Origin of the sequence: Lysinibacillus sp. NPDC059133 (genome assembly GCF_042755925.1) — a bacterium.
Classification (GTDB): Bacteria; Bacillota; Bacilli; order Bacillales_A; family Planococcaceae; genus Lysinibacillus.
The window spans coordinates 1-26,326 of sequence record NZ_JBHZDH010000050.1; the positions used below are offsets into that span (position 1 = coordinate 1).

Genomic DNA, 26,326 nt, shown 5'->3' on the forward strand with positions numbered 1-26,326 from the left:
TGGTGCAATTAGATGGTGGTCGTTTTGCAACTTCTGACTTAAATGATTTATATCGTCGTGTAATCAACCGTAATAACCGTTTAAAACGTTTACTATACCTTGGTGCTCCAAGCATCATCGTACAAAACGAAAAACGTATGTTACAAGAAGCTGTTGATGCATTAATCGATAACGGTCGTCGTGGTCGTCCTGTAACAGGTCCTGGTAACCGTCCATTAAAATCACTTTCACATATGCTGAAAGGTAAACAAGGTCGTTTCCGTCAAAACTTACTTGGTAAACGTGTTGACTACTCTGGTCGTTCGGTTATCGTAGTAGGTCCAAACTTAAAAATGTACCAATGTGGTCTACCAAAAGAAATGGCAATTGAATTATTCAAGCCTTTCGTAATGAAAGAGTTAGTAGAACGTGGTCTTGCTCATAATATTAAATCAGCTAAACGTAAAATAGAGCGTTTAAACAACGATGTATGGGACGTTTTAGAAGATGTTATTCGTGAGCATCCAGTATTACTAAACCGTGCACCTACGCTTCACCGTCTTGGTATTCAAGCGTTTGAACCAACACTAGTTGAAGGTCGTGCTATTCGTCTTCACCCATTAGTATGTACAGCTTATAACGCTGACTTCGATGGTGACCAAATGGCGGTTCACGTACCATTATCAGCGGAAGCGCAAGCTGAGGCTCGTCTTCTAATGCTTGCTGCACAAAATATCCTGAACCCGAAAGACGGTAAACCAGTTGTAACACCATCTCAAGATATGGTATTAGGAAACTACTACTTAACACTTGAACGTGAAACAGCTCGTGGCGAAGGAACAACTTTCTATGGACCAAACGAAGTATTAATTGCATATGATACAGGTCATGTTCATTTGCATACTCGTATTGCGATTAAAGCAAGTTCGTTAAACAACCCAACATTTACTGAGGAACAAAATAATATGTTCCTATTAACGACTGTTGGTAAAGTAATCTTTAACGAAATCTTGCCTAAATCATTCCCATACATTAATGAGCCAACTGCAGTCAACTTAGAACAAGAAACACCAAGCAAATACTTTGTTAACTTAACAATTGATGAAGAAACGCTAAAAGAGCTTGAGGCAGATGCTGCTTATAATGGGCTTGATGAAAAAGGTAAAGTTGATGCACAACGCACAGCTGTACTGCGCAAACACTTTGCATCAGTACCAGTTGTAAACCCATTCCGTAAAAAATTCTTAGGTAATATCATTGCTGAAGTATTTAAACGTTTCCACATCACTGAAACATCTAAAATGCTTGACCGCATGAAGAACCTAGGTTTCAAATATTCAACACGTGCTGGTATCACTGTAGGTGTATCTGACATCGTCGTGTTACCAGACAAAGGCGAAATTTTAGCGGAAGCTCAAGAAAAAGTAGATAAAGTTCAAGCGCAATTCCGTCGTGGTTTCATCACGGAAGATGAGCGTTATGATCGCGTTATCTCAAGCTGGAGTGCTGCGAAAGATGAAATTCAATCGAAGCTGATGAAGTCGCTTGAGAAAACAAACCCAATCTTTATGATGTCTGACTCAGGTGCCCGTGGTAACGCATCTAACTTTACACAGTTAGCAGGTATGCGTGGTCTGATGGCCAACCCGGCTGGTCGTATCATCGAACTTCCAATTAAATCTTCATTCCGTGAAGGTTTAACGGTATTAGAATACTTCATCTCAACTCACGGTGCTCGTAAAGGTCTTGCCGATACAGCCCTAAAAACTGCCGATTCAGGTTACTTAACACGTCGTCTTGTTGACGTAGCACAAGATGTTATCGTTCGTGAGGATGACTGTGGAACTGACCGTGGTTTAACAATTGGTGCGTTAATGGAAGGTACAGAGCTAATTGAAGCGTTAGATGAACGTATTATCGGTCGTCATACGAAGAAAACAATCTACCATCCAGAAACAGGCGAAGTAATTTTAGAAAAAGACGGTTTAATCGACCAAGATATCGCTCGTATCATTATAGAGCTAGGTATCGAAGAAGTTACAATCCGTTCTGCGTTTACATGTAATACAAAACATGGCGTATGTAAAAAATGTTACGGCATGAACTTAGCAACAGGTGAAGAGGTTGAAGTTGGAGAAGCAGTTGGTATTATTGCGGCTCAATCAATCGGTGAACCAGGTACACAATTAACAATGCGTACATTCCATACAGGTGGGGTTGCCGGAGATGATATTACACAAGGTCTTCCACGTATCCAAGAGATCTTTGAAGCACGTAATCCTAAAGGTCAATCAGTTATTACTGATATCGCAGGTACTGTTTCAGACATCACTGAAATCCGTGAAGGTCTAAAAGAGATTACAATTGAAGGTGAAGTAGAAACACGTAAGTACGCGGCGCCTTACAATGCTCGTCTGAAAGTACAAGAAGGCGACTTTGTAGAACGTGGTCAAGTATTAACAGAAGGTTCTATTGATCCAAAACAATTGTTAAAAGTTAAAGACGTTTCAACAGTTCAAGTATACCTCTTAAAAGAAGTGCAAAAAGTATACCGTATGCAAGGGGTAGAAATTGGTGACAAACATATCGAGGTAATGGTTCGCCAAATGCTTCGTAAAGTGCGTGTAATTGAAGCTGGGGATACAGAATTATTACCAGGTTCATTACTAGATATTCACCAATTCTCAGAGGCAAACGTAGATGCTGTTATGAATGGCAAAAACCCTGCAACTTGTCGTCCTGTTATCCTAGGTATTACAAAAGCGTCTCTTGAAACAGAATCATTCTTATCTGCTGCATCATTCCAAGAAACAACTCGTGTGTTAACGGATGCTGCTATTAAAGGTAAACGTGATGAACTTCTTGGTCTGAAGGAAAACGTAATTATCGGTAAACTTGTTCCTGCAGGTACTGGTATGCAACGTTACCGTCAAATCCGTATTGAAAAAGATGAGCTTGACACAGAAAATTTAATTTCTGCTGAATAATCATTAGATAAGTGCCGAGGAGATGAATTTCTATCATCTCTTCGGACTTTTTAAAGATATGAGTTGACAGTCGAAATTGGTAATGATAATATATTGAAGGTTGATAGTTAACTGTCTGTACTTCGGAGGATATGAAAATGTCTTATGATAGAGTAAGGGATAGTCAAACAATCATAGGTACAAAGCAAGCAGTAAAAGCAATACGAGCCGGTTCAGTGAAAGAACTTTTTGTGGCACTTGATGCAGACAATTGGGTAACCGATTCGGCCATATCTTTCGCGAGAGAAATCGGTATACCAGTTACTCTTGTTGAGTCGAAAAAGGAACTGGGCAAGGCCTGTGGAATCCACGTTGGAGCTGCGGTAGTTGCGATTACTGTAGAGTAGTTTTTGTGTATTAAACACAAAGACTTTGTTTTTACCCAAAAAATGAACCACCTGGATGTGTGGTATTAACAAGGAATAAATGAAGGGAGGAAAAACCGATGCCTACAATTAACCAATTAGTACGTAAGCCTCGTCAATCTAAAAGCACGAAATCAAAATCACCAGCGTTAAACAAAGGATATAACTCATTTAAAAAATCTTTAACTGATGTTAAATCTCCACAAAAACGCGGAGTTTGTACTCGTGTAGGTACAATGACACCTCGTAAACCAAACTCAGCGTTACGTAAATACGCTCGTGTACGTTTAACTAACCAAATCGAGGTAACTGCTTATATCCCAGGTGAAGGCCACAACTTACAAGAGCACAGTGTTGTTCTTATCCGTGGCGGACGCGTAAAAGACTTAGCGGGTGTTCGTTACCATATCGTACGTGGTGCTCTTGATACAGCTGGTGTAAACGGTCGTTTACAATCACGTTCTAAATACGGAACAAAACGCCCTAAAGAAAAAAAATAATTTAACATTATTGAGCGTTGCTTAATAATGAACTTGAAGTAGTAGTCGCAAATTTCCAACCTTGCTAGCAGATTGGAGATTTGCCCGACAACTATGACAAGGTAATTCTTATAAAATAATTCGATAACTATTCGAAAGGAGGAAAACACATGCCTCGTAAAGGTCCTGTTTCCAAACGTGACGTGTTACCAGATCCAATTTATAGTTCAAAACTAGTAACTCGTTTAATTAATAAAATGATGGTTGATGGTAAAAGAGGTACTTCTCAAAAGATTTTATACGGTGCGTTCGATATTGTTAAAGAACGTTCAGGTGAAAATCCAATTGAAGTATTCGAAGCTGCTCTAAACAACGTAATGCCAGTTCTTGAAGTTCGTGCTCGCCGTGTTGGTGGTTCTAACTACCAAGTGCCAGTAGAAGTACGTCCAGAACGTCGTACAACTTTAGGTCTTCGTTACCTAGTTAACTACGCTCGTCTTCGTGGTGAAAAAACTATGGAAGAGCGTTTAGCTAACGAAATCCTTGATGCTTCTAACAACACTGGTGCATCAGTTAAAAAGCGTGAAGATATGCACAAAATGGCAGAAGCGAACAAAGCATTCGCTCACTACCGTTGGTAATCTAAACATCGCATAAGCCCAATATGGAAGGAGAAATACCTTATGAAACGCGAATTCTCTCTTGAGAATACTCGTAATATTGGGATCATGGCTCACATTGATGCTGGTAAAACAACAACTACTGAGCGTATCCTTTATTACACAGGTAAGATTCACAAAATCGGTGAAACTCACGAAGGCGCTTCTCAAATGGACTGGATGGAGCAAGAGCAAGAACGTGGTATCACAATCACTTCTGCTGCAACAACAGCTCAATGGGACGGCCACCGTGTAAACATCATCGATACTCCTGGACACGTAGACTTCACTGTAGAAGTTGAACGTTCACTACGCGTACTTGATGGTGCTGTAACAGTTCTTGATGCTCAATCTGGTGTTGAACCTCAAACTGAAACAGTATGGCGTCAAGCTACAACTTACGGCGTTCCACGTATCGTGTTCATTAACAAAATGGATAAAACAGGAGCAGATTTCCTATATTCTGTAGGAACTCTACACGAACGTTTACAAGCAAACGCTCATCCTATCCAATTACCTATCGGAGCTGAAGATCAGTTCTCAGCAATCATTGACTTAGTTGAAATGAAAGCTACTTTCTACGGCGACGAAAAAGGTACAGCAGTAACTGAAGGTGAAATTCCTGAAGAACACCGCGCACAAGCTGAAGAATACCGTGAAAAATTAATCGATGCTGTTGCAAGTGTTGATGAAGAAATCATGGAAAAATATTTAGAAGGTGAAGAAATTTCTGTTGCTGAACTTAAAGCGGCTATCCGTCGTGCTACGATCGCAGTAGAATTTTACCCAGTAATCTGTGGTACAGCATTCAAACACAAAGGCGTACGCCCAATGTTAGATGCAGTTATCGATTACTTACCATCTCCATTAGATGTACCAGCAATCAAAGGTACTGATATTGATGGTGACGAGGAATTAGAACGTCATTCTTCAGATGAGGAGCCATTCTCAGCTCTTGCATTTAAAGTTATGACTGACCCATTCGTAGGTAAATTAACTTTCTTCCGTGTGTATTCTGGAACTTTAGAATCAGGTTCATACGTACAAAACTCTTCTAAAGGTAAACGTGAACGCGTAGGCCGTATCCTACAAATGCACGCAAACTCTCGTGAAGAGATTTCTAAAGTATTTGCTGGGGACATCGCTGCAGCAGTAGGTCTTAAAGATACTACTACTGGTGATACTCTATGTGACGAGAAAAACCTAGTTATTCTTGAATCAATGGAATTCCCTGAACCAGTAATTTCTCTTTCTGTAGAACCAAAATCAAAAGCTGACCAAGATAAAATGGGTCAAGCTTTACAAAAACTTCAAGAAGAGGATCCAACTTTCCGTGCTCACACTGACACAGAAACTGGTCAAACAATCATCTCAGGTATGGGTGAGCTTCACCTTGATATCTTAGTTGACCGTATGCGCCGTGAATTTAAAGTAGAAGCTAACGTAGGTGCTCCAATGGTATCTTACCGTGAAACATTCCGTAGCTCTGCAAAAGTTCAAGGTAAATTCACTCGCCAATCTGGTGGTCGTGGACAATACGGAGACGTAACGATTGAGTTCTCTCCAAATGAAGAAGGTAAAGGCTTTGAATTCGAAAACGCTATCGTTGGTGGTGTAGTACCTCGTGAATACATTCCTGCAGTAGAAGCTGGTCTTCGTGACTCTCTTGACCGCGGTGTAGTTGCTGGTTACCCACTTATCGACATTAAAGCGAAATTAGTATTCGGTTCTTACCATGACGTTGACTCGAATGAGATGGCGTTCAAAATTGCTGCATCTATGGCTCTTAAAGAAGCATCGAAGCAATGTGATGCAGTTATTTTAGAACCAATGATGAAAGTAGAAGTTGTAATTCCAGAAGAATACCTTGGTGATATCATGGGTAACATTACTTCTCGTCGCGGACGCGTTGAGGGTATGGAAGCTCGCGGTAACTCTCAAGTTGTTCGTGCAATGGTTCCTTTAGCGGAAATGTTTGGTTATGCAACAACTCTTCGTTCAGCAACGCAAGGTCGTGGTGTATTCTCAATGACATTCGATCATTATGAAGAAGTTCCAAAATCAATCGCTGCTGAAATCATCAAAAAAAATAAAGGTGAATAATTGAATTTTCATCTTGCATAAAGTATAACTAATTTGTAAGCTATGATTGTGGGATAGAGGATGGGCCCGTTCTCTATCAGCATTCATTCTATAAATTTTAAAATTAAAACATATAATTTTGAGGAGGCAATCTCTAATGGCTAAAGAAAAATTCGACCGTTCAAAAACGCATGCTAATATTGGTACAATCGGACACGTTGACCATGGTAAAACAACTTTAACTGCTGCTATCGCAACAGTTCTTTCTAAAAAAATGGGTGGAGAAGCTAAATCATACGCTGATATCGATAACGCTCCAGAAGAAAAAGAACGTGGTATCACAATCAATACTTCTCACGTAGAATACGAAACTGATACTCGTCACTATGCACACGTTGACTGCCCAGGACACGCTGACTATGTTAAAAACATGATCACTGGTGCTGCACAAATGGACGGCGGTATCTTAGTAGTATCTGCTGCTGATGGCCCAATGCCACAAACTCGTGAACACATCCTTTTATCTCGTCAAGTAGGTGTTCCATACTTAGTAGTATTCATGAACAAATGTGATATGGTTGACGACGAAGAATTATTAGAATTAGTAGAAATGGAAATCCGTGACCTACTATCTGAATATGACTTCCCAGGTGACGATCTTCCAGTAATCAAAGGTTCTGCTCTTAAAGCTCTTGAAGGCGAAGCAGAATGGGAAGAAAAAATCGTTGAATTAATGGACGCTGTAGATTCTTACATCCCAACTCCAGAACGTCAAACTGACAAACCATTCATGATGCCAGTAGAGGACGTATTCTCAATCACTGGTCGTGGTACAGTTGCAACTGGCCGTGTTGAACGTGGTCAAGTTAAAGTTGGTGACGTAGTTGAAATCGTAGGTATTACTGAAGAAGCTAAATCTACAACTGTAACTGGTGTAGAAATGTTCCGTAAATTATTAGACTATGCTGAAGCTGGTGACAACATCGGTGCTTTACTTCGTGGTGTAGCTCGTGAAGATATCCAACGTGGTCAAGTATTATCTAAACCAGGTTCAATCACTCCACACACAAGCTTCAAAGCTGAAGTTTATGTTTTATCAAAAGAAGAGGGTGGCCGTCATACTCCATTCTTCACTAACTACCGTCCTCAGTTCTACTTCCGTACAACTGACGTAACAGGTATCTGTAACTTACCAGAAGGCGTTGAAATGGTAATGCCTGGCGATAACATCGAAATGACAGTAGAACTTATCGCTCCAATCGCTCTTGAAGAAGGTACTAAGTTCTCTATCCGTGAGGGTGGCCGTACTGTAGGCGCTGGCGTAGTTGCTTCTATCCAAAAATAATTTTAGCGCAAGCTAATTTTCCAAACCAATCTGTAGGGACGCTTACAGATTGGTTTTTTATGTTAAAATAAGTAAAGAACAATTTCACTTTGAATTAGATTATTTTATGCATACATAATTGGTGAAATACCCAAAAAGTAGAAATGGCAATTTTTTTACGAAACTGCTAGGGGTGAAAGCTAGTACTAGGGAACAAAATAAAAAGCAAGTGCAGCATATAGAGTGTAGAATCGCACCCTTTTAATTCCTACCAACCGGTTAAATAGTTTATCTTCAAAAAGCTAGGATAACATTTGTTAAAAACATATGCCATATATAAGTTGATTGGAGTGGAGGCTGGGCGACTCCTTGGGGATCAGCAAATTGAGGAACGAAGGCTAAAATTATCACGTCCTGTGATAACGCCTTCGTGACCAACATCGTGTTTGCCCAAGCGGCTCATCGGACGCCCCCAGGAAAGCACCCAGTCGGAGCGGAAATCAACCTCACGTTATGACGATGATCCTATTTAATACATAAGAACACTTCGTGGAAGGAGAATTTGCAAATGGAGATGAAAATATTGCTGATTGAAGATGATCCATCAATTTTCGAGATGATTCTGACACGTTTTGCACAGTGGTCGCTTCAAGTTGTGGGTCCTAAAGATTTTCAAAAGGTGATGGATGATTTTATTGAACAAAAACCACAGCTTGTATTGATTGACATTCAGCTACCTGCCTATGATGGCTTTCATTGGTGTCGTGAAATACGTCATATCTCAAAGGTGCCAATTCTCTTTCTATCTTCACGAGACCATCCAATGGATATGGTTATGGCAATGCAAATGGGTGCAGATGACTTTGTACAAAAGCCGTTCCATATGGAGGTATTACTTGCAAAGGTTCAAGCCGTTTTACGTCGTACATATGATTATATAGAAGAATCAATGGATGTCACACGGTTTAATGGTGCAGTTATTGACTATGCGCGCAGTGAGATTATGTATGAGGGTAAGCTTGCTTCATTAACTAAAAATGAACTCTTTATTTTACGTATTTTAGTGGAAAAGGCCGATCAAATTGTATCTAGAGATGATTTAATGAGAAAGTTATGGGACGATGAACGTTTTGTCAATGATAATACATTGTCGGTAAATGTTAATCGATTACGCACTAAGCTTGAGGATATAGGTTTACAAGAAGTGATTTTAACTAAAAAGGGACTTGGTTATATGGCTGTAACACAAGGGACGTGATGGACAATGCTCATTTTATTTTTAAAAGAACGCCTCGCATGGATAGGCTTTTTTGTTTTTATCATCGTTATAATCAATGTTTTATTTTCTTTAGACGCTGGATTAGAGGGAATATCTATTTGGTATATGAATGTTAGTGTACTTATTAGTTTTATGGTCTTTCTTATTTGGCGATATGCAGTAGAAGTAAGGCAGGTAAAGGATTTCTTGGGAAATGTGGAAAGTCAACTTGATGAAGTACATAGCAAAAATTTGACGTTATCACCTTTTCAAACGGCATATCTTACGAAAGTTGAAGATGTTTTTTATGATAATAACATAAAGTTAAATCAAGCAAAGGTACAGCTGCAGGAATATTCGGATGAACTTCTAGCGTGGGTTCATGAAGTAAAGGCACCTTTGACTTCAATTAATTTAATGCTGGATCACATAGAAGATTTGACACTACGTCGTAAATTAGAGACTGAGTGGATAAGACTGCATTTATTGGTTGATCAGCAGCTACACCAAACACGTTTAGCTTCTATTGAAAAAGATAATTATATGATGGAGATTGAGCTAAAAAGCGTTGTCTATAAAGAAATAAGAGCTATGCAGGCATGGTGTATTGAAAAAGGTATCGGTTTTGATGTTGAAGAGTTAACAGACACAGTGACGACGGATGGCAAATGGCTAGCCTTTATCATCCGACAAATTCTGTCCAATGCGATTAAATATAGTCCTGCAAATTCAGAGGTATTGATATTTACTGAAGTAGAGACTAATGGAGCAACACTATTACATATAAAAGATGCAGGTATGGGTATTCGTCAGGAGGATCTACCACGAATTTTTTATAAATCGTACACTGGAACAGCCGGACGGGAGTCTGCACAATCGACAGGCATGGGTCTATACTTGGCGCATAATGTGGCGCAGAAAATTGGCGTTCGTATTACTGTCCAATCTAGTGTGGGTGAAGGTTCGATATTTACATTACGTTTTCCATTACAAAATGAATATGTCAAACTAACAGGTAGATGACGAAATTGTCACCTACCTTTTTATATTGTCATGTAAAACGCACGAATTGACGACATAGACAGGGTACACTTGAACTAAAGAAAGGGGCGTTTACAAGTGGCGGTTTTAATTGGTCGTAAAGTAAAAAAAGTATATGGTAAAAAATCAACAGCCCAAGAGGTGTTAAAGGGTATTGATGTAGAAGTAAATCAAGGTGAATTTGTTGGCATTATGGGACCTTCAGGCTCTGGGAAGACAACACTCTTAAATGTTCTGTGTTCGATTGACTTTGCAACTGAAGGTGTTATTGAAATAAATGGTCAAAACTTACGTGGTATGAAGGAGAAGGCGTTAGCTAATTTCCGTCGCGAAAAATTAGGATTCATTTTCCAAGATTACAATTTATTAGATACACTAACGGTGAAAGAAAATATTTTACTACCATTAGCTATTGGTAGGCTACCAAAGGCTGTTGCAGAGAGCCGTGTAAAGGAGCTTACACATTTATTAGGTATTGCTGAGATTTTAAATAAATATCCAAACGAAATATCAGGTGGTCAAAAGCAACGTACATCAGCGGCTCGGGCACTAATTACAAATCCTTCGCTTGTATTTGCTGATGAACCTACAGGTGCACTTGATTCAAAATCAGCCACTGCACTTTTAAAAAATCTACAAAGTATTAATGAGTCAAAAAAAGCAACGATTATGATGGTTACGCATGATGCGGTAGCAGCGAGCTTTTGTACGCGTGTTTTATTTTTGAAGGATGGACTCATTTATAGTGAGCTATATAAAGGAGATAAAACGAGACAGGCATTTTTCCAAGAAATCATGCATACGCAAAGTGTGCTAGGCGGTGACGGCTATGAGTCTTAGTAAGCTCGTATTGCGCAGTATGAAGAAAAATATGAAGCATTATTATTTATATTTTTTCGCACTTATTTTTAGTGTTACTTTATATTTTTCCTTTGTGACATTGCAAAATAATGCTGAAGTACTGGAAACAGTACAACAGAGCGGTACAGCCACAGCGGGTTTTAAAGCAGCAACCTATATGCTGTACTTTATTGTCCTGTTTTTCGTACTTTATGCAAACCATTTATTTATGAAGCGTCGTAGTAAGGAAATAGGCTTGTATCAGCTTATAGGGATGACAAAGGGGCTTATCGTACGCTTGTTAGCAGTAGAAAGTATCCTGTTATTTGTAGGCGCTGTCGTTTTAGGTATGCTAGCAGGGTTCTTTAGCTCGCGCTTATTTGCAATGATTTTACTGCGCGTACTCGAAAAAGAGGCGCTTGTGACAATGACATTTAGTACAGAGGCATTACAGCAGTCTATCGTTGTATTTGCCATTCTACTAGTCATTGTACTTGTGCAAATGGCTTGGATGATTTACCGTGTATCATTACTATCATTATTCAGTGCTTCCAAGCAAGCCGATGAGCGCGTAAAACGTTTCAGCCCATTACAAATGGTTATTGGTTTTTTAGGACTTGTGCTAATTGCATATGGTTACTATGCTTCAACTAAGCTCTTCGATATCAACTCTAATGGCGATTTATTTCTTAATATGATTATTATTTTAGCAACTACCATTGGTGGAACGTTCCTTGTTTTCCGTTTCTCTGTAGCATTTATTATGAATTCAATTCGTCTTAAGAAAAATGGACATTTAACTGTCCGTGATGTATTAGCATTAACACCGATTATGCATCGTATGAAAGGTAATGCGAAATCCTTAACACTTATTACGGTTTTAACGGGTTTTTCACTTGGGGTTACAACTTTAGCTTATATTTCGTATTATTCATCAGAATCGTCGGCATATAGTCAAGTACCCGGAGATTATGTATTACTTGAAGATAAGGGTCAGGAATTTTTAAAGAAGCTAGAAGAAAATAATATTGCTTTTGATAAAAGAGATTACCGATTACAGAGTGTTTCAGCTTCGTTTACACAATTATTATCTGAAAGTCAGCAAAATGAGGATAATCCCCTTTTTGGTTTAGATGGAATCATTTATACAATTCCGCTTTCTGATTATCAACAATTAGTTCTTGAAGCTTCCGTTTCGGATAATGATGTTATATTAACAAACTATGGTGGTTATATGGCAGAAATGTTTCCGCTTGAAAAGGATCGTGATGTAGTTGTCACATCAAGAGGTCCAGAGGGGACTAAGGAAGAAACGCTTCATGTTAAAGAAGTTCGACATGAAAGTATTATAAGTGGTACTGTGACTTCTGGGCCAGGGGGGCCAATTTTTGTAGTTCCAGATGCACTGTTTGAAAAGTTAGCTGCTCATGATGTACCTGATATGTGGCAAAATCAAACTACTATAAATCTAAAGAATAAAAGTGATTTAGCTCTAGCAGAGAAGTTATATATGCAATCAAATGGCGAAAACTTTATACAATCCTATGAAGAAGAACGTAAGGGGAATATTGAATCATTAGGAATAACGATATTTACAGCAGCATTTTTAGGATTAGCATTTTTAATGACAACCGGTAGTATTTTATACTTTAAACAAATGTCTGAGGCTGAAGAGGAGCGAGGTTCTTATACGATATTAAGAAAGATTGGCTTCGCTGAAAAAGATATTATGAAAGGTATATATATGAAACAAGCCTTTAATTTTGGTGTTCCGTTAATAATAGGGCTATTCCATAGTTACTTTGCTGTTAAGTCAGGGTGGTTTTTATTCGGCTCAGAGTTAACCGCACCATTATGGATTGCTATGAGCTGCTATATAGCGTTATATGCTATTTTCGCTGTGCTTTCTGTTGGTTATTATAAAAAAGTCATTCGTGAATCATTATAATAGGAAGAAATATAAAACAGTATGGTTATTTAAGATCATACTGTTTTTTCGTGTCGTTTAAATTTGTAAGATTATTATAGGGATATAAAAATATCTTGACTTTTAATTATTAGACGGTTAAAGTTTAACGTATTAGTAATCTAGTGTACGAAAGTGAAGTGTTGAAATGAACGCAGTAATTGTGGCAGTGGCCGTCATGTTAATATTAAGCTTGCTCCGTATCAATGTTGTTCTTTCTCTTGTATTGGGGGCCTTCGCAGGAGGTCTAACAAGTGGCATGGGTATTGAAGCAACTGTACAATCATTTACAGAAGGATTAGGAGCAGGCGCAACGATTGCTTTAAGTTATGGATTGCTTGGTGGTTTCGCAATTGCCATTTCAAAAACGGGAATTCCTGAATTAATGATTGCAGGGATTTTAAAAATATTAAATAAAAACGGTACAAGTAATCGAAAAGGATTAGTGAAGGTTTTAATTTTCCTACTGATCTTTATGATGTCTATTTTCTCACAAAACTTAATTCCAATTCATATAGCCTTTATCCCATTATTGATCCCTCCGATTTTAAAGGTTTTAAATATGCTAGAGGTTGACCGACGAATAATCGCTACATTAATTGCTGTTGGTTTAATAGGGACGTATAGTTTCGTACCTGCAGGCTTCGGAGCTATTTTCCAAGAAATCGTTTCTACTCAAGTAACCGAGGCAGGTATGGAAGCAACTTCGCGTGATGTACCAGTAGCGATGGCTATACCCGTTCTAGGGATGTTAATTGGATTATGTGTAGCCTTTTTCGTATATCGAAAACCTCGACAATATCAAAATAAAGATGTTGAGACAGAGTCTTTAAATGTTCATGTCAGTAAGTTCGTTATTTTTTCTACGACTGTAGCTTTAATTGTCTCTCTAGGTGCACAAATTTATACTGACTCGATGATTGTAGGCGCCTTTGCAGGAATTATGATGATGTATTTTACTGGTGCCCTAAAATGGAAAGAGGCAGATGAGATTCTTTCTGAGGGAATGAAGATGATGGCCTTTATCGGTTTTGTGATGATCGCTGCAAATGGTTTTGCATCTGTTATTAACGCTACAGGTCATGTAGATAGCTTAATTTCAAACTCTTTAACAATTCTTCAAGGAAATAAGAGTCTAGCTATATTGATTATGTTGGTCATTGGTTTAATAGTGACGATGGGGATTGGTTCATCCTTTGCGACAGTACCTATCATTGCAACTTTATTTGTTCCTCTTGCACAAGGGTTAGGAATGAGTCCTTTGGCGATTATCTGTCTTATAGGTACAGCAGGTGCTTTAGGTGATGCCGGTTCTCCTGCTTCAGATTCTACTCTTGGACCAACGGCAGGTTTAAATGTAGATGGACAACATAATCACATTTGGGATACATGTGTGCCAACGTTTGTTTTTATAAACATCCCACTCATTATATTTGGCTGGGTTGCATGTGTGTTTTTCTTATAAGTAATAGAAAGAGCAGTTTCTAACTATTAGAGGCTGCTTTTTTTATTGTCACTATGAAATTATAGATTCTTAATGGTGGCATAATTAAGTGCATTGTTTTCGTCTAGGATAAAGTGCATCATCTACAAATTGAGTTCACCAGTGCTTTAGCGAACACGTTCTTGCAGTTGATTATTGTTAGAAATATTCGAAAACGTTGATATAACAACCTTATGTGTTGCAATGTTCATGGGAATTTTATATACTAGTAAACGGCTTAGATAAGCGAGAAATATTAGTAGTAAGAACATCAGCAACATTTAAAAGAATTTAGCGAAAAGACTTGCTTATTCTTTTTTTATTGTGTATAATGTTGAATGTTGGTCTTTGACTGCGATGAAACGAGAGGTTGCCGACACACCCGGCCGCATTGCCATGGCGGTGTGTAGGATAATTTTCGTGGAGAATGTCTAGAAAATAGGCGAGAAGGAGGGAAAATAATGGCAAAACAAAAGATTCGTATTCGTTTAAAAGCGTATGATCACCGTATTTTAGATCAGTCTGCTGAAAAAATTGTGGAAACTGCAAAACGTTCAGGTGCAAGTGTATCAGGTCCGATTCCACTTCCAACTGAGAAGTCTGTGTACACGATTCTTCGTGCTGTTCACAAGTATAAAGATTCTCGTGAACAATTCGAAATGCGTACGCATAAACGTCTGATCGATATCGTTAACCCAACACCACAAACTGTTGATGCGTTAATGAAACTTGATTTACCATCTGGCGTTGATATCGAAATCAAACTTTAATGGTAAAAAATATAACTTTTTAAAACTTACAGGAGGTGTGACAAATGGCTAAAGGAATCTTAGGTAGAAAAATTGGTATGACACAAGTTTTCGCTGAAAACGGCGATTTAATCCCGGTAACAGTTATCGAAGCTACTCCAAACGTAGTACTTCAAAAGAAAGCTGTTGAAACAGACGGCTACAAAGCGATCCAAGTTGGTTTCGAAGACAAGCGTGTTAAGCTTTCTAACAAACCAGAACAAGGTCACGTAGCAAAAGCGAACACTGCTCCTAAGCGCTTCATTCGTGAATTCCGCAACGTGAACGTGGAAGAATACGAAGTTGGTCAAGAAGTCAAAGTAGAAATTTTCGCAGAAGGCGATGTAATCGATGTAACAGGTGTTACTAAAGGTAAAGGTTTCCAAGGTGTAATTAAACGCCATGGTCAATCTCGTGGTCCTATGGCCCACGGTTCTCGTTACCACCGTCGTCCTGGTTCAATGGGTCCAGTTGCTCCGAACCGCGTATTCAAACAAAAGAAATTACCTGGTCAAATGGGTGGCACTGTAGTTACAATCCAAAACTTAGAAATCGTGAAAGTTGATGCGGAACGTAACTTACTACTTGTTAAAGGTAATGTTCCTGGTTCTAAAAAAGCTCTTGTTACAGTTAAAACTGCAATTAAAGCTAAGTAATCACCTAAGGAAAGGAGGAAACAGGAATGACAAAAGTATCTATACTTAGTCAAACAGGTGCTTCAGTTGGTGAAATCGAATTAAACGATGCGATTTTTGGAATCGAGCCAAATGAAGCAGTATTATTCGACGCTGTAGTAGCACAACGCGCTTCTCTTCGTCAAGGTAATCACAAAGTTAAAAATCGTTCTGAAGTTGCCGGTGGTGGTCGTAAACCATGGCGTCAAAAAGGAACTGGTCGTGCTCGTCAAGGTTCTATCCGTTCTCCACAATGGCGCGGTGGTGGTGTCGTATTCGGCCCAACTCCACGTAGCTATTCTTACAAATTACCGAAAAAAGTTCGTCGCTTAGCTCTTAAATCTGCTTTATCAGCTAAAGTAGTAGAACAGAACTTCTTAGTTCTTGATGCTCTTTCACTAGCAGCACCAAAAACAAAAGAATTCACAAAAATCCTTAAAGATCTTTCTTTAGAGAAAAAATCTTTATTCGTAACTGCTGACCTAGATGAAAACGTAGCATTATCTGCTCGTAACATCCCTGGTGTAACAGTTTTAACTGCAAACGGAATCAATGTTCTTGATCTATTAGGTCATGATAAAGTTGTATTCACTAAGTCTGCAGTAGAAAAAGTTGAGGAGGTGCTTGGATAATGGAAGCACGTGATATTTTAAAACGTCCGGTCATTACTGAGCGTTCTTCAGAACTTATGGCAGAGAAAAAGTATACTTTCGAAGTAGACACTCGCGCTAACAAGACTCAAGTAAAAGACGCTGTAGAAGAAATCTTTGGTGTAACAGTTGAGAAAGTAAACGTTCTTAACTACAAAGGTAAATTCAAACGCGTTGGCCGTTATGGTGGTTACACTAACAAACGTCGTAAAGCGATTGTTAAATTAACTGCTGATAGCAAAGAAATTGAATTATTCGAAATGTAATCCTTAATGGATTTATGATTTGAACACTTAAGAAGGAGGGAATACACAATGGCGATTAAAAAGTATAAACCTACCTCTAATGGTCGTCGTAATATGACGTCTTTAGACTTTGCGGAAATTACAACTAACAAGCCTGAGAAATCATTGCTTGAACCAACTAAACGCAAAGCTGGTCGTAACAACCAAGGTAAAATCACTGTTCGTCATCATGGTGGTGGTCATAAGAAGCAATACCGTGTTATCGATTTCAAACGTGTGAAAGATGGCATTCCGGCAAAAGTTGCTACTATTGAATATGATCCAAACCGTTCTGCGAATATCGCATTAATCAACTACGCTGATGGAGCAAAAGCTTACATCTTAGCACCAAAAGGTCTAGAGGTTGGTCAAACAATCGTATCTGGTCCAGATGCTGATATTAAAGTAGGCAACACATTACCATTAGCAAACATTCCAATGGGTACTACAATCCATAACATCGAGTTAAAACCTGGTAAAGGTGGACAATTAGTACGTTCTGCCGGTACTTCTGCTCAAGTACTTGGTCGTGAAGACAAATACGTAATCGTTCGTCTACAATCTGGTGAAGTACGTTTAGTTCTAGCTACTTGCCGTGCAACAATCGGTCAAGTTGGTAACGAACAACACGAACTTGTACACATCGGTAAAGCAGGTCGTAGCCGTTGGTTAGGTAAACGCCCAACAGTTCGTGGTTCTGTAATGAACCCTAATGATCACCCACACGGCGGTGGTGAAGGACGTTCTCCAATCGGACGTAAATCACCAATGACTCCTTGGGGTAAACCAGCACTTGGTTACAAAACTCGCAAGAAGAAAAACAAATCGGATAAATTCATCATCCGTAGTCGTAAAAAATAAAGTGGTTAAACTACGGTTCTATGTGAGAGCCGTGGTGGAATCACGAAGGGAGGTTCCTACATGGGTCGCAGCTTGAAAAAAGGACCTTTTGTTGATGGTCACTTAATGAAAAAAGTGGAAGCACAAGAGGCTTCTGAGAAAAAACAAGTTATTAAAACTTGGTCACGCCGTTCTACAATTTTCCCGACATTCATCGGTTTAACTATTGCTGTTTATGATGGACGTAAACACGTTCCTGTATACGTAACAGAAGATATGGTAGGCCACAAACTTGGTGAGTTCGCACCGACACGCGCTTACAAAGGTCACGGTGCAGACGACAAGAAAACAAGACGCTAATTTTGAGAGGAGGTAAATCCTAATGACACAAGCTAAAGCTATCGCTCGTACTGTTCGCATTGCTCCGCGTAAAGTCCGTCTAGTTGTAGACTTAATCCGAGGCAAGCAAGTTGGTGAGGCAGTTGCAATTTTACGTCATACTCCAAAAGCGGCGTCTCCAGTCGTTGAAAAAGTATTAAAATCTGCAGTTGCTAACGCTGAGCATAACTACGATCTTGACATCAACTCTTTAGTAGTTTCTGAAGTATTCGTTGATGAAGGTCCAACATTAAAACGTTTCCGTCCACGTGCACAAGGACGTGCAAGCGCAATTAACAAACGCACAAGCCACATTACTCTAGTGGTATCTGAGAAGAAGGAGGGTTAATCCATGGGTCAAAAAGTACATCCAATAGGACTGCGCGTTGGTATTATTCGTGACTGGGAGTCAAAATGGTACGCTGAAAAAGACTATGCAACTCTACTTCACGAAGACATCAAAGTGCGTAAATATATTGAAACGGCTCTTAAAGACGCTTCTGTTTCTAAAGTAGAAATCGAACGCGCTGCAAACCGTGTAAACATTACAATTCACACTGCGAAACCAGGTATGGTAATCGGTAAAGGTGGTTCTGAAGTTGAGAATCTTCGTAAATACCTTAGCGATTTAACTGGTAAACGTGTACACATCAACATTATCGAAATCAAACGTGCTGATCTTGACGCTCGTCTAGTAGCTGAAAACATCGCTCGTCAATTAGAAAACCGTGTATCATTCCGTCGTGCGCAAAAGCAAGCGATCCAACGCACAATTCGTGCTGGTGCAAAAGGAATTAAAACACAAGTATCTGGTCGTTTAGGTGGCGCTGATATCGCGCGTGCTGAACACTATAGTGAAGGAACTGTTCCACTTCATACTCTACGTGCTGACATCGACTATGCACACGCAGAAGCTGACACTACTTACGGTAAATTAGGCGTTAAAGTATGGATCTACCGTGGTGAAGTTCTTCCTACGAAGAAATCTGTGGAAGGAGGCAAATAATATGTTATTGCCTAAACGCGTAAAATACCGTCGTGAACACCGCGGAAACATGCGTGGCGAAGCGAAAGGCGGTAAAGAAGTATCTTTCGGCGAATGGGGCTTACAAGCTCAAACAGCTAGTTGGATTACTAACCGTCAAATCGAATCTGCACGTATCGCGATGACTCGTTACATGAAACGTGGCGGTAAAGTTTGGATTAAAATCTTCCCGCACAAACCTTACACTAAAAAACCTCTAGAAGTCCGCATGGGTTCTGGTAAAGGTTCTCCTGAAGGTTGGGTTGCAGTAGTAAAACCAGGAAAAGTAATGTTCGAAATCGCTGGTGTATCTGAAGAGATCGCACGTGAAGCACTTCGTTTAGCATCACATAAGCTTCCTGTTAAATGTAAGATCGTAAAACGTCAAGAAACTGGTGGTGAATCTAATGAAAGCTAATGAAATCCGTGACCTTGCCACTTCTGAATTAGAATTGAAAGTGAAATCACTGAAAGAAGAGCTTTTCAACCTTCGCTTCCAATTGGCGACTGGTCAATTAGAAAACACAGCTCGTATTCGTGAAGTGCGTAAAGCAATCGCGCGTATGAAAACTGTTATTCGTGAAAGAGAAATCAGTGCAAATAACTGATAAAGGAGGTTTTCAAGTATGACTGAGCGTAATCAACGCAAAGTTTACACGGGCCGCGTTGTTTCAGATAAAATGGACAAAACTATTTCTGTTTTAGTTGAAACTCACAAAAAGCACAAGCTTTATGGTAAACGTGTAAAATACTCAAAAAAGTTTAAGACTCATGATGAGTTAAACACAGCGAAAATCGGTGATATCGTACGTATCATGGAAACTCGCCCGCTATCAGCTACTAAACGTTTCCGTCTAGTTGAAGTTGTAGAAAAAGCGGTTATTATTTAATAACTATTTCGGAACAACCAATTTCCGAAGGGAGGTAACCTAAGTGATCCAACAAGAAAGTCGTATGAAAGTTGCTGACAACTCAGGTGCACGTGAAGTTCTTACAATTAAAGTCCTTGGTGGCTCTGGCCGTAAAACTGCTAACATCGGTGATGTTGTTGTTTGTACAGTTAAGAAAGCAACACCAGGTGGCGTTGTTAAGAAGGGTGACGTTGTTAAAGCTGTTATCGTTCGTACTAAATCAGGCGTACGTCGTAAAGATGGTACGTACATCAAATTTGATGAAAATGCTTGTGTAATTATTCGTGATGATAAATCACCACGCGGAACTCGTATTTTCGGACCTGTTGCACGTGAATTACGTGACAGCAACTTCATGAAAATCGTTTCTCTAGCTCCAGAAGTTCTTTAATTTCATGATAGTGCCAATCAAGGAGGTGCGACAGCATGCATGTAAAAAAAGGTGACAAGGTTAAGGTTATCACTGGTAAGGACAAAGGCAAAGAAGGCGTTATCCTTGCTTCTTACCCTAGACAAGATCGCGTTCTTGTTGAAGGTGTGAACATCGTGAAAAAACACGTAAAACCTAACCAATTGAATCCACAAGGTGGAATTGTAAGCCAAGAGGCTGCAATTCACGTTTCGAACGTAATGCTTATCGATCCTAAATCTGGCGAGCCGACTCGTGTAGGTTATAAAATCGAAAACGGTAAAAAAGTTCGTGTTGCAAAAAAATCAGGTGCAGTAATCGACTAATTTCTATAAAAGAAGGGAGGTACACAAATGAGCCGCCTAAAAGAAAAATATTTAAATGAAGTTTCAACTGCTCTTATGAGCAAGTTTGGATATAAATCAGTTATGCAATTGCCGAAAGTTGACAAAATCGTTATCAACATGGGTGTTGGTGATGCAGTTCAAAACTCAAAAGCATTAGATGCAGCTGTAGAAGAATTAACAATTATCACTGGTCAAAAACCAGTTGTAACTAAAGCGAAAAAATCGATCGCAGGTTTCCGTCTACGTGAAGGTATGCCAATCGGTGCTAAAGTTACATTACGCGGTGAGCGTATGTATGAATTCTTGGACAAACTAATCTCAATTTCACTACCTCGTGTACGTGACTTCCGTGGTGTTTCTAAAAAAGCATTCGACGGTCGCGGTAACTACACTTTAGGTGTTAAAGAGCAATTAATTTTCCCAGAAATCGATTACGATAAAGTTTCAAAAGTACGCGGTATGGACATCGTGATCGTAACGACAGCGAATTCTGATGAAGAAGCTCGCGAGTTATTGACACAATTCGGTATGCCGTTCCAAAAGTAATTAAACAAGGAGGGCGAAAACGTGGCTAAAAAATCTATGATCGTTAAACAACAACGTAAGCAAAAGTTTAAAGTGCAAGAATATACACGTTGTGAACGCTGTGGCCGTCCACACTCTGTATATCGTAAATTTAAACTTTGCCGTATTTGTTTCCGAGAACTTGCATATAAGGGACAAATTCCTGGCGTGAAAAAAGCCAGCTGGTAATCCCCTAATTTGGGAAGGAGGTAAATGTAATGACAATGACTGATCCGATTGCAGATATGCTTACTCGCATTCGTAATGCGAACATGGTTCGTCACGAGAAGTTAGAAGTACCAGCTTCCAACGTGAAAAAAGAAATCGCTGAAATTTTAAAGCGTGAAGGTTTCGTACGTGACGTAGAATACGTGGAAGACAACAAGCAAGGTATTATCCGTATTTTCTTAAAATACGGTAAAGATAACGAACGCGTTATCACTGGCTTAAAACGTATTTCTAAACCTGGTCTACGAGTATATGCAAAAACAAATGAAGTGCCTAAAGTACTGAACGGTCTTGGTATCGCTTTAGTGTCAACTTCACAAGGTTTATTAACAGATAAAGAAGCTCGCGCTAAACAAGTTGGCGGCGAAGTTTTAGCATACGTTTGGTAATTAGCAATAAATGAATGGAGGTGCAACTAAATGTCTCGTGTAGGTAAAAAAATTATCGAGGTACCAGCTAACGTAACTGTTACTGTTGCAGCTGACAACTCAGTTACCGTTAAAGGTCCTAAGGGCGAACTTGTTCGTTCTTTCCACCAAGATATGAAAATTGAGCAAGAAGGTAATGCGATTTCTGTATCTCGTCCTTCTGACTCAAAAGAACACCGCACAAACCACGGTACAACTCGTGCGCTATTAGCGAACATGGTTACTGGTGTTTCTGCAGGTTTCGAAAAATCATTAGAACTAATCGGTGTAGGTTACCGTGCGCAATTACAAGGTAAAAAACTTGTTCTTAACGTAGGTTATTCACATCCAGTTGAGTTCACACCTGAAGATGGTCTAGAAGTTGAAGTTCCTTCTAACACTAAGATCATCGTTAAAGGTATTAGCAAAGAACGCGTTGGTGCTCTTGCATCTAACATCCGTGACGTGCGTCCACCAGAGCCTTACAAAGGTAAAGGGATCCGTTATGAAGGCGAATATGTTCGTCGTAAAGAAGGTAAAACAGGTAAATAATGCTGCTTAAGCATTAGAAAGGAGTGACCCTTGTGATTACGAAACAAGATAAAAATCAGGTTCGTAAAAAACGTCATGCACGCGTACGTTCTAAAATTTCGGGTACTGCTGAGCGTCCACGCTTAAACGTATTCCGTTCAAACAAGAACATTTACGCTCAACTTATCGATGACGTAGCAGGCGTAACAATTGTTAGCGCATCTTCTCAAGAAAATGATTTTGAAGCTGCTGGTAGCAATGTTGATGCTGCAACTAAAGTCGGTGAAACAATCGCAAAACGCGCTACGGAAAAAAATATTACTGCTGTAGTATTTGACCGTGGTGGTTACTTATATCATGGACGTGTAAAAGCTTTAGCTGAAGCTGCACGTGAGAACGGTTTAGAATTTTAATAAAAAGGAGGGACACATTTCATGAGTCGAATTGACGCAAACAAACTTGGAGAACTTGAAGAACGCGTAGTTACTATTAACCGTGTTGCTAAAGTTGTTAAAGGTGGACGTCGCTTCCGCTTCACAGCATTAGTTGTTGTTGGCGATAAAAACGGTCACGTTGGATTCGGTACTGGTAAAGCTCAAGAGGTGCCAGATGCTATCCGTAAAGCTGTTGAAGATGCGAAGAAAAACTTAATCGAAGTGCCACGCGTAGGTGGAACAACTCCACACTTAGTGCAAGGTCGCTTTGGTGCAGGAGAAATCCTAATTAAACCTGCTGCTCCTGGTACAGGGGTTATCGCTGGTGGTCCAGTACGTGCCGTACTAGAGCTTGCTGGTATTACTGATATTCTTTCAAAATCTCTTGGAACTAACACACCAATCAATATGGTGCGTGCAACTATTCAAGGTTTAACTGAATTAAAACGCGTAGAGGACGTAGCTAAATTACGTGGTAAATCAGTGGAAGAAATATTAGGATAAGGGGGGAAAGATAATGGCTAACAAATTAGAAATCACCCTTACAAAATCTGTGATTGGTTCTAAACCAGCACAACGCAAAACTATTGAAGCATTAGGTTTACGTAAATTAAACCAAACTGTTGAGAAAGCTGACAATGCAGCAACTCGCGGTATGATTGATGTAGTAGCGCACTTAGTTACTGTAAAAGAAAACTAATTTTTAATTAACGAACAAGGAGGTGCCATCCAATATGAAACTTCATGAGTTAAAACCAGCAGAAGGTTCCCGTAAAGTACGTAACCGCGTAGGTCGCGGTATCGGTTCTGGTAACGGTAAAACTGCAGGTAGAGGTCATAAAGGTCAAAACTCTCGTTCTGGCGGCGGTGTACGCCCAGGATTCGAAGGTGGTCAAAACCCTTTATTCCGTCGTTTACCGAAACGCGGCTTTACTAACATTAACCGTAAAGAGTACGCGATCGTTAATCTTGACACATTAAACCGTTTTGAAGATGGTGCAGAAGTAACAACTGCATTATTACTTGAATCAGGTTTAGTGAGCAATGAAAAAGCTGGAATTAAAGTTCTTGGAAACGGAACTCTTAACAAAAAGCTTACAGTAAAAGCTCATAAATTCTCAGCTTCGGCTAAAGAAGCAATTGAAAATGCCGGCGGAACTACTGAGGTGATTTAATGTTTCAGACAATCTCTAACTTTATGCGTGTTCGAGATATACGAAATAAAATCATTTTCACTCTTTTAATGTTAATCGTTTTCCGTATTGGTACGTTTGTACCAGTACCAAACGTTGACGCTAATGTATTAAAGGCAACTGATGAGTTCAATCTCGTTGGTTTCCTAAATACTTTTGGCGGTGGTGCTTTGAAAAACTTTTCTATCTTTGCGATGGGAATTATGCCTTACATCACTGCTTCAATCATTGTTCAGTTATTGCAAATGGACGTAGTACCGAAATTTGCAGAGTGGGCAAAGCAAGGTGAAGTCGGAAGACGAAAACTTGCTCAATTTACTCGTTACTTTACAATTATTCTTGCTTTTATCCAATCATTCGCAATGTCATTTGGTTTTAACAGAATGTACGGCGGATCATTGATTAAAGAAGAAGGAATTTTAACATATGTTATAATTTCTATTGTATTAACGGCGGGTACAGCATTCCTAGTATGGCTTGCTGATCAAATTACTGCGCATGGTGTTGGGAATGGTATTTCTGTTGTAATTTTCGCAGGTATCGTTGCGGCATTACCGAATGGCATTAACCAAATCTATGCACAGCAAATCGAGGGTGCTGGTGATAAGTTATTTATCAATCTAGTGATTCTTGGTTTACTTGTTTTAGTTTTGCTTGCAGTTGTTGTTGGAGTTATCTATGTGCAACAAGCACTACGTAAAATTCCAATTCAATATGCAAAACGAGTTACTGGACGCAATCAACAAACAGGTTCTCAACAAACGCATTTACCGTTAAAAGTAAATGCTGCAGGGGTTATTCCGGTAATCTTTGCATCAGCGTTTCTGATGACACCTCGTACGTTAGTTCCGTTCTTTGGTGATGGTGCTGTATCAACATTTATTAATAACACGTTTGATTATACAAAACCTGTTGGAATGATTGTTTACGTTGCCTTGATCATCGCGTTCACATATTTCTATGCATTCATACAAGTGAATCCAGAAAATGTGGCAGATAACTTGAAAAAGCAAGGTGCTTACATTCCAGGTATTCGTCCTGGTGAAAGTACTCAAACGTATTTAACAAGCGTGTTATATCGTCTGACATTTGTCGGTGCGATTTTCTTAACTGTTATATCAGTAATGCCGATTATAATCATAAACTTTATGAATCTACCTGCCACAGTGCAAATCGGTGGTACTAGTATAATTATCGTAGTCGGCGTTGCGCTCGAAACGATGAAACAGCTAGAATCTCAACTTGTTAAACGTCACTACAAAGGCTTTATGAAATAATGTTGGTTTTTAGGGAACGTTTCATCGTTTCCTGAAATCAGCAAACCTTTTGTGGGAGGAATATTTCCGTATGAATATCGTTTTAATGGGTCTGCCAGGTGCTGGTAAAGGTACTCAGGCAGATAAAATCGTTGAGAAGTACGCGATTCCTCATATTTCTACAGGCGATATGTTCCGTGCTGCTATTAAAGATGGTACAGAACTAGGCTTGCAAGCTAAATCGTTCATGGATCAAGGTGCTCTAGTACCTGATGAAGTAACGATTGGTATTGTTCGCGAGCGACTTGCTAAACATGATTGTGATAAGGGCTTCTTATTAGATGGATTCCCACGTACTGTTCCTCAAGCTGAAGCTTTAGACAGCATCCTTGCTGATCTTGGTAAAGCTATTGAACATACAATTAACATCCAAGTTGAAAAAGATGAGCTAGTTGCTCGTCTCTCAGGTCGTCGTATTTGTAAAACTTGTGGTACATCGTATCATCTAATTTTCAATCCTCCAGCTGAGGAAGGAAAATGTGATAAAGATGGTGGCGAGCTTTACACACGTGCGGATGATAATCCTGAAACGGTTGCAAACCGTCTGGAAGTAAATATGAAACAAGCACAACCTTTACTGAACTACTATGACGTAAAAGGTGTGTTAACAAATATAGATGGACAGCAAGATATTAACAATGTGTTTGCTGATCTTGATGCTCTTTTACAGGGCAGCCGCAGCTGATACCCGGCTCCGGGCGCAGAATACTGCTTCCGCGGGAGGCATGCGGGAGCAACAACGAAACATAATTTTTTTTTTGAGAGTTGCAAAAGCATATTGTGCCCGGTATATATTTCTTTTAAAAAGTGCAACATGACTTTTGGAAGAGTATAATGGGTTTCGTG

General features: G+C 39.4%; 34 protein-coding genes. All 34 read left to right on the forward strand.

Annotated elements, in window-relative coordinates:
* A partial coding sequence (gene rpoC, locus ACFXN8_RS20535) for a DNA-directed RNA polymerase subunit beta' (protein ID WP_386847470.1) occupies positions 1 to 2,966 on the forward strand: 2,966 nt, incomplete at its 5' end.
* Positions 2,967 to 3,103: 137 nt separating this feature from the next.
* Entirely contained in the window at positions 3,104 to 3,352 is a 249-nt protein-coding gene (locus tag ACFXN8_RS20540) for a ribosomal L7Ae/L30e/S12e/Gadd45 family protein (RefSeq protein ID WP_376074152.1), read from the forward strand.
* A 98-nt stretch (positions 3,353 to 3,450) separates the two neighbouring features.
* Positions 3,451 to 3,870: a 30S ribosomal protein S12 gene (gene rpsL, locus ACFXN8_RS20545; protein WP_008181595.1), complete on the forward strand. Its 420-nt coding sequence runs from the start codon at positions 3,451 to 3,453 to the stop codon at positions 3,868 to 3,870.
* A gap of 149 nt (positions 3,871 to 4,019) precedes the next feature.
* Entirely contained in the window at positions 4,020 to 4,490 is a 471-nt protein-coding gene (gene rpsG / locus ACFXN8_RS20550; RefSeq protein WP_079562374.1) for a 30S ribosomal protein S7, read from the forward strand.
* Positions 4,491 to 4,532: 42 nt separating this feature from the next.
* Positions 4,533 to 6,611, forward strand: a complete 2,079-nt coding sequence (gene fusA, locus ACFXN8_RS20555; RefSeq protein ID WP_376074151.1) for an elongation factor G — start codon at positions 4,533 to 4,535, stop codon at positions 6,609 to 6,611.
* Between the two features lie 136 nt (positions 6,612 to 6,747).
* The gene (gene tuf / locus ACFXN8_RS20560; protein ID WP_079562372.1) at positions 6,748 to 7,935 is read left to right on the forward strand and encodes an elongation factor Tu; all 1,188 of its coding nucleotides are present in this window, start codon (positions 6,748 to 6,750) and stop codon (positions 7,933 to 7,935) included.
* A 553-nt stretch (positions 7,936 to 8,488) separates the two neighbouring features.
* Positions 8,489 to 9,172, forward strand: a complete 684-nt coding sequence (locus ACFXN8_RS20565; RefSeq protein WP_386847482.1) for a response regulator — start codon at positions 8,489 to 8,491, stop codon at positions 9,170 to 9,172.
* A 6-nt stretch (positions 9,173 to 9,178) separates the two neighbouring features.
* Positions 9,179 to 10,195, forward strand: coding sequence for a sensor histidine kinase (locus ACFXN8_RS20570; RefSeq protein WP_386847471.1), 1,017 nt, complete (start codon positions 9,179 to 9,181; stop codon positions 10,193 to 10,195).
* 96 nt (positions 10,196 to 10,291) lie between these two features.
* Positions 10,292 to 11,053, forward strand: coding sequence for an ABC transporter ATP-binding protein (locus ACFXN8_RS20575; protein ID WP_386847472.1), 762 nt, complete (start codon positions 10,292 to 10,294; stop codon positions 11,051 to 11,053).
* Entirely contained in the window at positions 11,043 to 13,001 is a 1,959-nt protein-coding gene (locus ACFXN8_RS20580; RefSeq protein ID WP_386847473.1) for an FtsX-like permease family protein, read from the forward strand. The genes ACFXN8_RS20575 and ACFXN8_RS20580 overlap by 11 nt, the downstream gene beginning before the upstream one ends.
* Positions 13,002 to 13,167: 166 nt before the next feature.
* Complete coding sequence (locus tag ACFXN8_RS20585) at positions 13,168 to 14,484, forward strand: Na+/H+ antiporter family protein (protein ID WP_386847474.1); 1,317 nt, start codon at positions 13,168 to 13,170, stop codon at positions 14,482 to 14,484.
* A 479-nt stretch (positions 14,485 to 14,963) separates the two neighbouring features.
* Entirely contained in the window at positions 14,964 to 15,272 is a 309-nt protein-coding gene (rpsJ, locus tag ACFXN8_RS20590; protein ID WP_004233624.1) for a 30S ribosomal protein S10, read from the forward strand.
* A gap of 44 nt (positions 15,273 to 15,316) precedes the next feature.
* Complete coding sequence (rplC, locus tag ACFXN8_RS20595) at positions 15,317 to 15,946, forward strand: 50S ribosomal protein L3 (RefSeq protein ID WP_386847475.1); 630 nt, start codon at positions 15,317 to 15,319, stop codon at positions 15,944 to 15,946.
* 26 nt (positions 15,947 to 15,972) lie between these two features.
* Positions 15,973 to 16,596 (forward strand): 50S ribosomal protein L4, encoded by a 624-nt coding sequence (gene rplD / locus ACFXN8_RS20600; protein WP_376074146.1) that lies wholly within the window; start codon positions 15,973 to 15,975, stop codon positions 16,594 to 16,596.
* Positions 16,596 to 16,880 carry a 50S ribosomal protein L23 gene (rplW, locus tag ACFXN8_RS20605; RefSeq protein ID WP_053482811.1) on the forward strand — a complete coding sequence of 95 codons (285 nt, stop codon included), beginning with the start codon at positions 16,596 to 16,598 and terminating at the stop codon, positions 16,878 to 16,880. Before rplD ends, rplW begins: the two co-directional genes overlap by 1 nt.
* Before the next feature lie 48 nt (positions 16,881 to 16,928).
* The gene (gene rplB, locus ACFXN8_RS20610; RefSeq protein WP_049662846.1) at positions 16,929 to 17,759 is read left to right on the forward strand and encodes a 50S ribosomal protein L2; all 831 of its coding nucleotides are present in this window, start codon (positions 16,929 to 16,931) and stop codon (positions 17,757 to 17,759) included.
* Between the two features lie 60 nt (positions 17,760 to 17,819).
* Positions 17,820 to 18,098, forward strand: coding sequence for a 30S ribosomal protein S19 (gene rpsS / locus ACFXN8_RS20615; protein WP_376074145.1), 279 nt, complete (start codon positions 17,820 to 17,822; stop codon positions 18,096 to 18,098).
* A 22-nt stretch (positions 18,099 to 18,120) separates the two neighbouring features.
* Positions 18,121 to 18,465, forward strand: a complete 345-nt coding sequence (rplV, locus tag ACFXN8_RS20620) for a 50S ribosomal protein L22 (RefSeq protein ID WP_004233639.1) — start codon at positions 18,121 to 18,123, stop codon at positions 18,463 to 18,465.
* Between the two features lie 3 nt (positions 18,466 to 18,468).
* Positions 18,469 to 19,122, forward strand: a complete 654-nt coding sequence (gene rpsC / locus ACFXN8_RS20625; protein ID WP_049662850.1) for a 30S ribosomal protein S3 — start codon at positions 18,469 to 18,471, stop codon at positions 19,120 to 19,122.
* Position 19,123: 1 nt separating this feature from the next.
* The gene (gene rplP, locus ACFXN8_RS20630) at positions 19,124 to 19,558 is read left to right on the forward strand and encodes a 50S ribosomal protein L16 (RefSeq protein ID WP_010860599.1); all 435 of its coding nucleotides are present in this window, start codon (positions 19,124 to 19,126) and stop codon (positions 19,556 to 19,558) included.
* Positions 19,548 to 19,748: a 50S ribosomal protein L29 gene (gene rpmC, locus ACFXN8_RS20635; RefSeq protein WP_049662852.1), complete on the forward strand. Its 201-nt coding sequence runs from the start codon at positions 19,548 to 19,550 to the stop codon at positions 19,746 to 19,748. Before rplP ends, rpmC begins: the two co-directional genes overlap by 11 nt.
* A gap of 18 nt (positions 19,749 to 19,766) precedes the next feature.
* The gene (rpsQ, locus tag ACFXN8_RS20640; RefSeq protein WP_049662854.1) at positions 19,767 to 20,030 is read left to right on the forward strand and encodes a 30S ribosomal protein S17; all 264 of its coding nucleotides are present in this window, start codon (positions 19,767 to 19,769) and stop codon (positions 20,028 to 20,030) included.
* A gap of 43 nt (positions 20,031 to 20,073) precedes the next feature.
* A complete protein-coding gene (gene rplN, locus ACFXN8_RS20645) occupies positions 20,074 to 20,442 on the forward strand; it encodes a 50S ribosomal protein L14 (RefSeq protein ID WP_376074144.1) in 369 nt (122 codons plus the stop codon).
* Positions 20,443 to 20,477: 35 nt separating this feature from the next.
* A complete protein-coding gene (gene rplX / locus ACFXN8_RS20650; RefSeq protein ID WP_079562363.1) occupies positions 20,478 to 20,786 on the forward strand; it encodes a 50S ribosomal protein L24 in 309 nt (102 codons plus the stop codon).
* Positions 20,787 to 20,813: 27 nt separating this feature from the next.
* Complete coding sequence (gene rplE / locus ACFXN8_RS20655; RefSeq protein WP_079562362.1) at positions 20,814 to 21,353, forward strand: 50S ribosomal protein L5; 540 nt, start codon at positions 20,814 to 20,816, stop codon at positions 21,351 to 21,353.
* A gap of 21 nt (positions 21,354 to 21,374) precedes the next feature.
* Positions 21,375 to 21,560 (forward strand): type Z 30S ribosomal protein S14, encoded by a 186-nt coding sequence (locus tag ACFXN8_RS20660; protein WP_004233656.1) that lies wholly within the window; start codon positions 21,375 to 21,377, stop codon positions 21,558 to 21,560.
* 29 nt (positions 21,561 to 21,589) lie between these two features.
* Positions 21,590 to 21,988 carry a 30S ribosomal protein S8 gene (gene rpsH / locus ACFXN8_RS20665; protein ID WP_008181717.1) on the forward strand — a complete coding sequence of 133 codons (399 nt, stop codon included), beginning with the start codon at positions 21,590 to 21,592 and terminating at the stop codon, positions 21,986 to 21,988.
* Between the two features lie 30 nt (positions 21,989 to 22,018).
* On the forward strand, positions 22,019 to 22,558 hold the full coding sequence (gene rplF, locus ACFXN8_RS20670) for a 50S ribosomal protein L6 (protein WP_376074143.1): 540 nt from the start codon (positions 22,019 to 22,021) through the stop codon (positions 22,556 to 22,558).
* Between the two features lie 32 nt (positions 22,559 to 22,590).
* On the forward strand, positions 22,591 to 22,950 hold the full coding sequence (rplR, locus tag ACFXN8_RS20675; protein ID WP_376074142.1) for a 50S ribosomal protein L18: 360 nt from the start codon (positions 22,591 to 22,593) through the stop codon (positions 22,948 to 22,950).
* Between the two features lie 21 nt (positions 22,951 to 22,971).
* The gene (rpsE, locus tag ACFXN8_RS20680; RefSeq protein ID WP_053482806.1) at positions 22,972 to 23,475 is read left to right on the forward strand and encodes a 30S ribosomal protein S5; all 504 of its coding nucleotides are present in this window, start codon (positions 22,972 to 22,974) and stop codon (positions 23,473 to 23,475) included.
* Positions 23,476 to 23,488: 13 nt separating this feature from the next.
* On the forward strand, positions 23,489 to 23,671 hold the full coding sequence (gene rpmD, locus ACFXN8_RS20685) for a 50S ribosomal protein L30 (protein ID WP_049662869.1): 183 nt from the start codon (positions 23,489 to 23,491) through the stop codon (positions 23,669 to 23,671).
* A gap of 34 nt (positions 23,672 to 23,705) precedes the next feature.
* Positions 23,706 to 24,146, forward strand: coding sequence for a 50S ribosomal protein L15 (rplO, locus tag ACFXN8_RS20690; protein ID WP_079562360.1), 441 nt, complete (start codon positions 23,706 to 23,708; stop codon positions 24,144 to 24,146).
* Complete coding sequence (secY, locus tag ACFXN8_RS20695) at positions 24,146 to 25,441, forward strand: preprotein translocase subunit SecY (protein ID WP_376074141.1); 1,296 nt, start codon at positions 24,146 to 24,148, stop codon at positions 25,439 to 25,441. Before rplO ends, secY begins: the two co-directional genes overlap by 1 nt.
* Positions 25,442 to 25,511: 70 nt before the next feature.
* Positions 25,512 to 26,165: an adenylate kinase gene (locus ACFXN8_RS20700; RefSeq protein WP_386847476.1), complete on the forward strand. Its 654-nt coding sequence runs from the start codon at positions 25,512 to 25,514 to the stop codon at positions 26,163 to 26,165.
* The last annotated feature ends 161 nt before the right edge of the window (positions 26,166 to 26,326 follow it).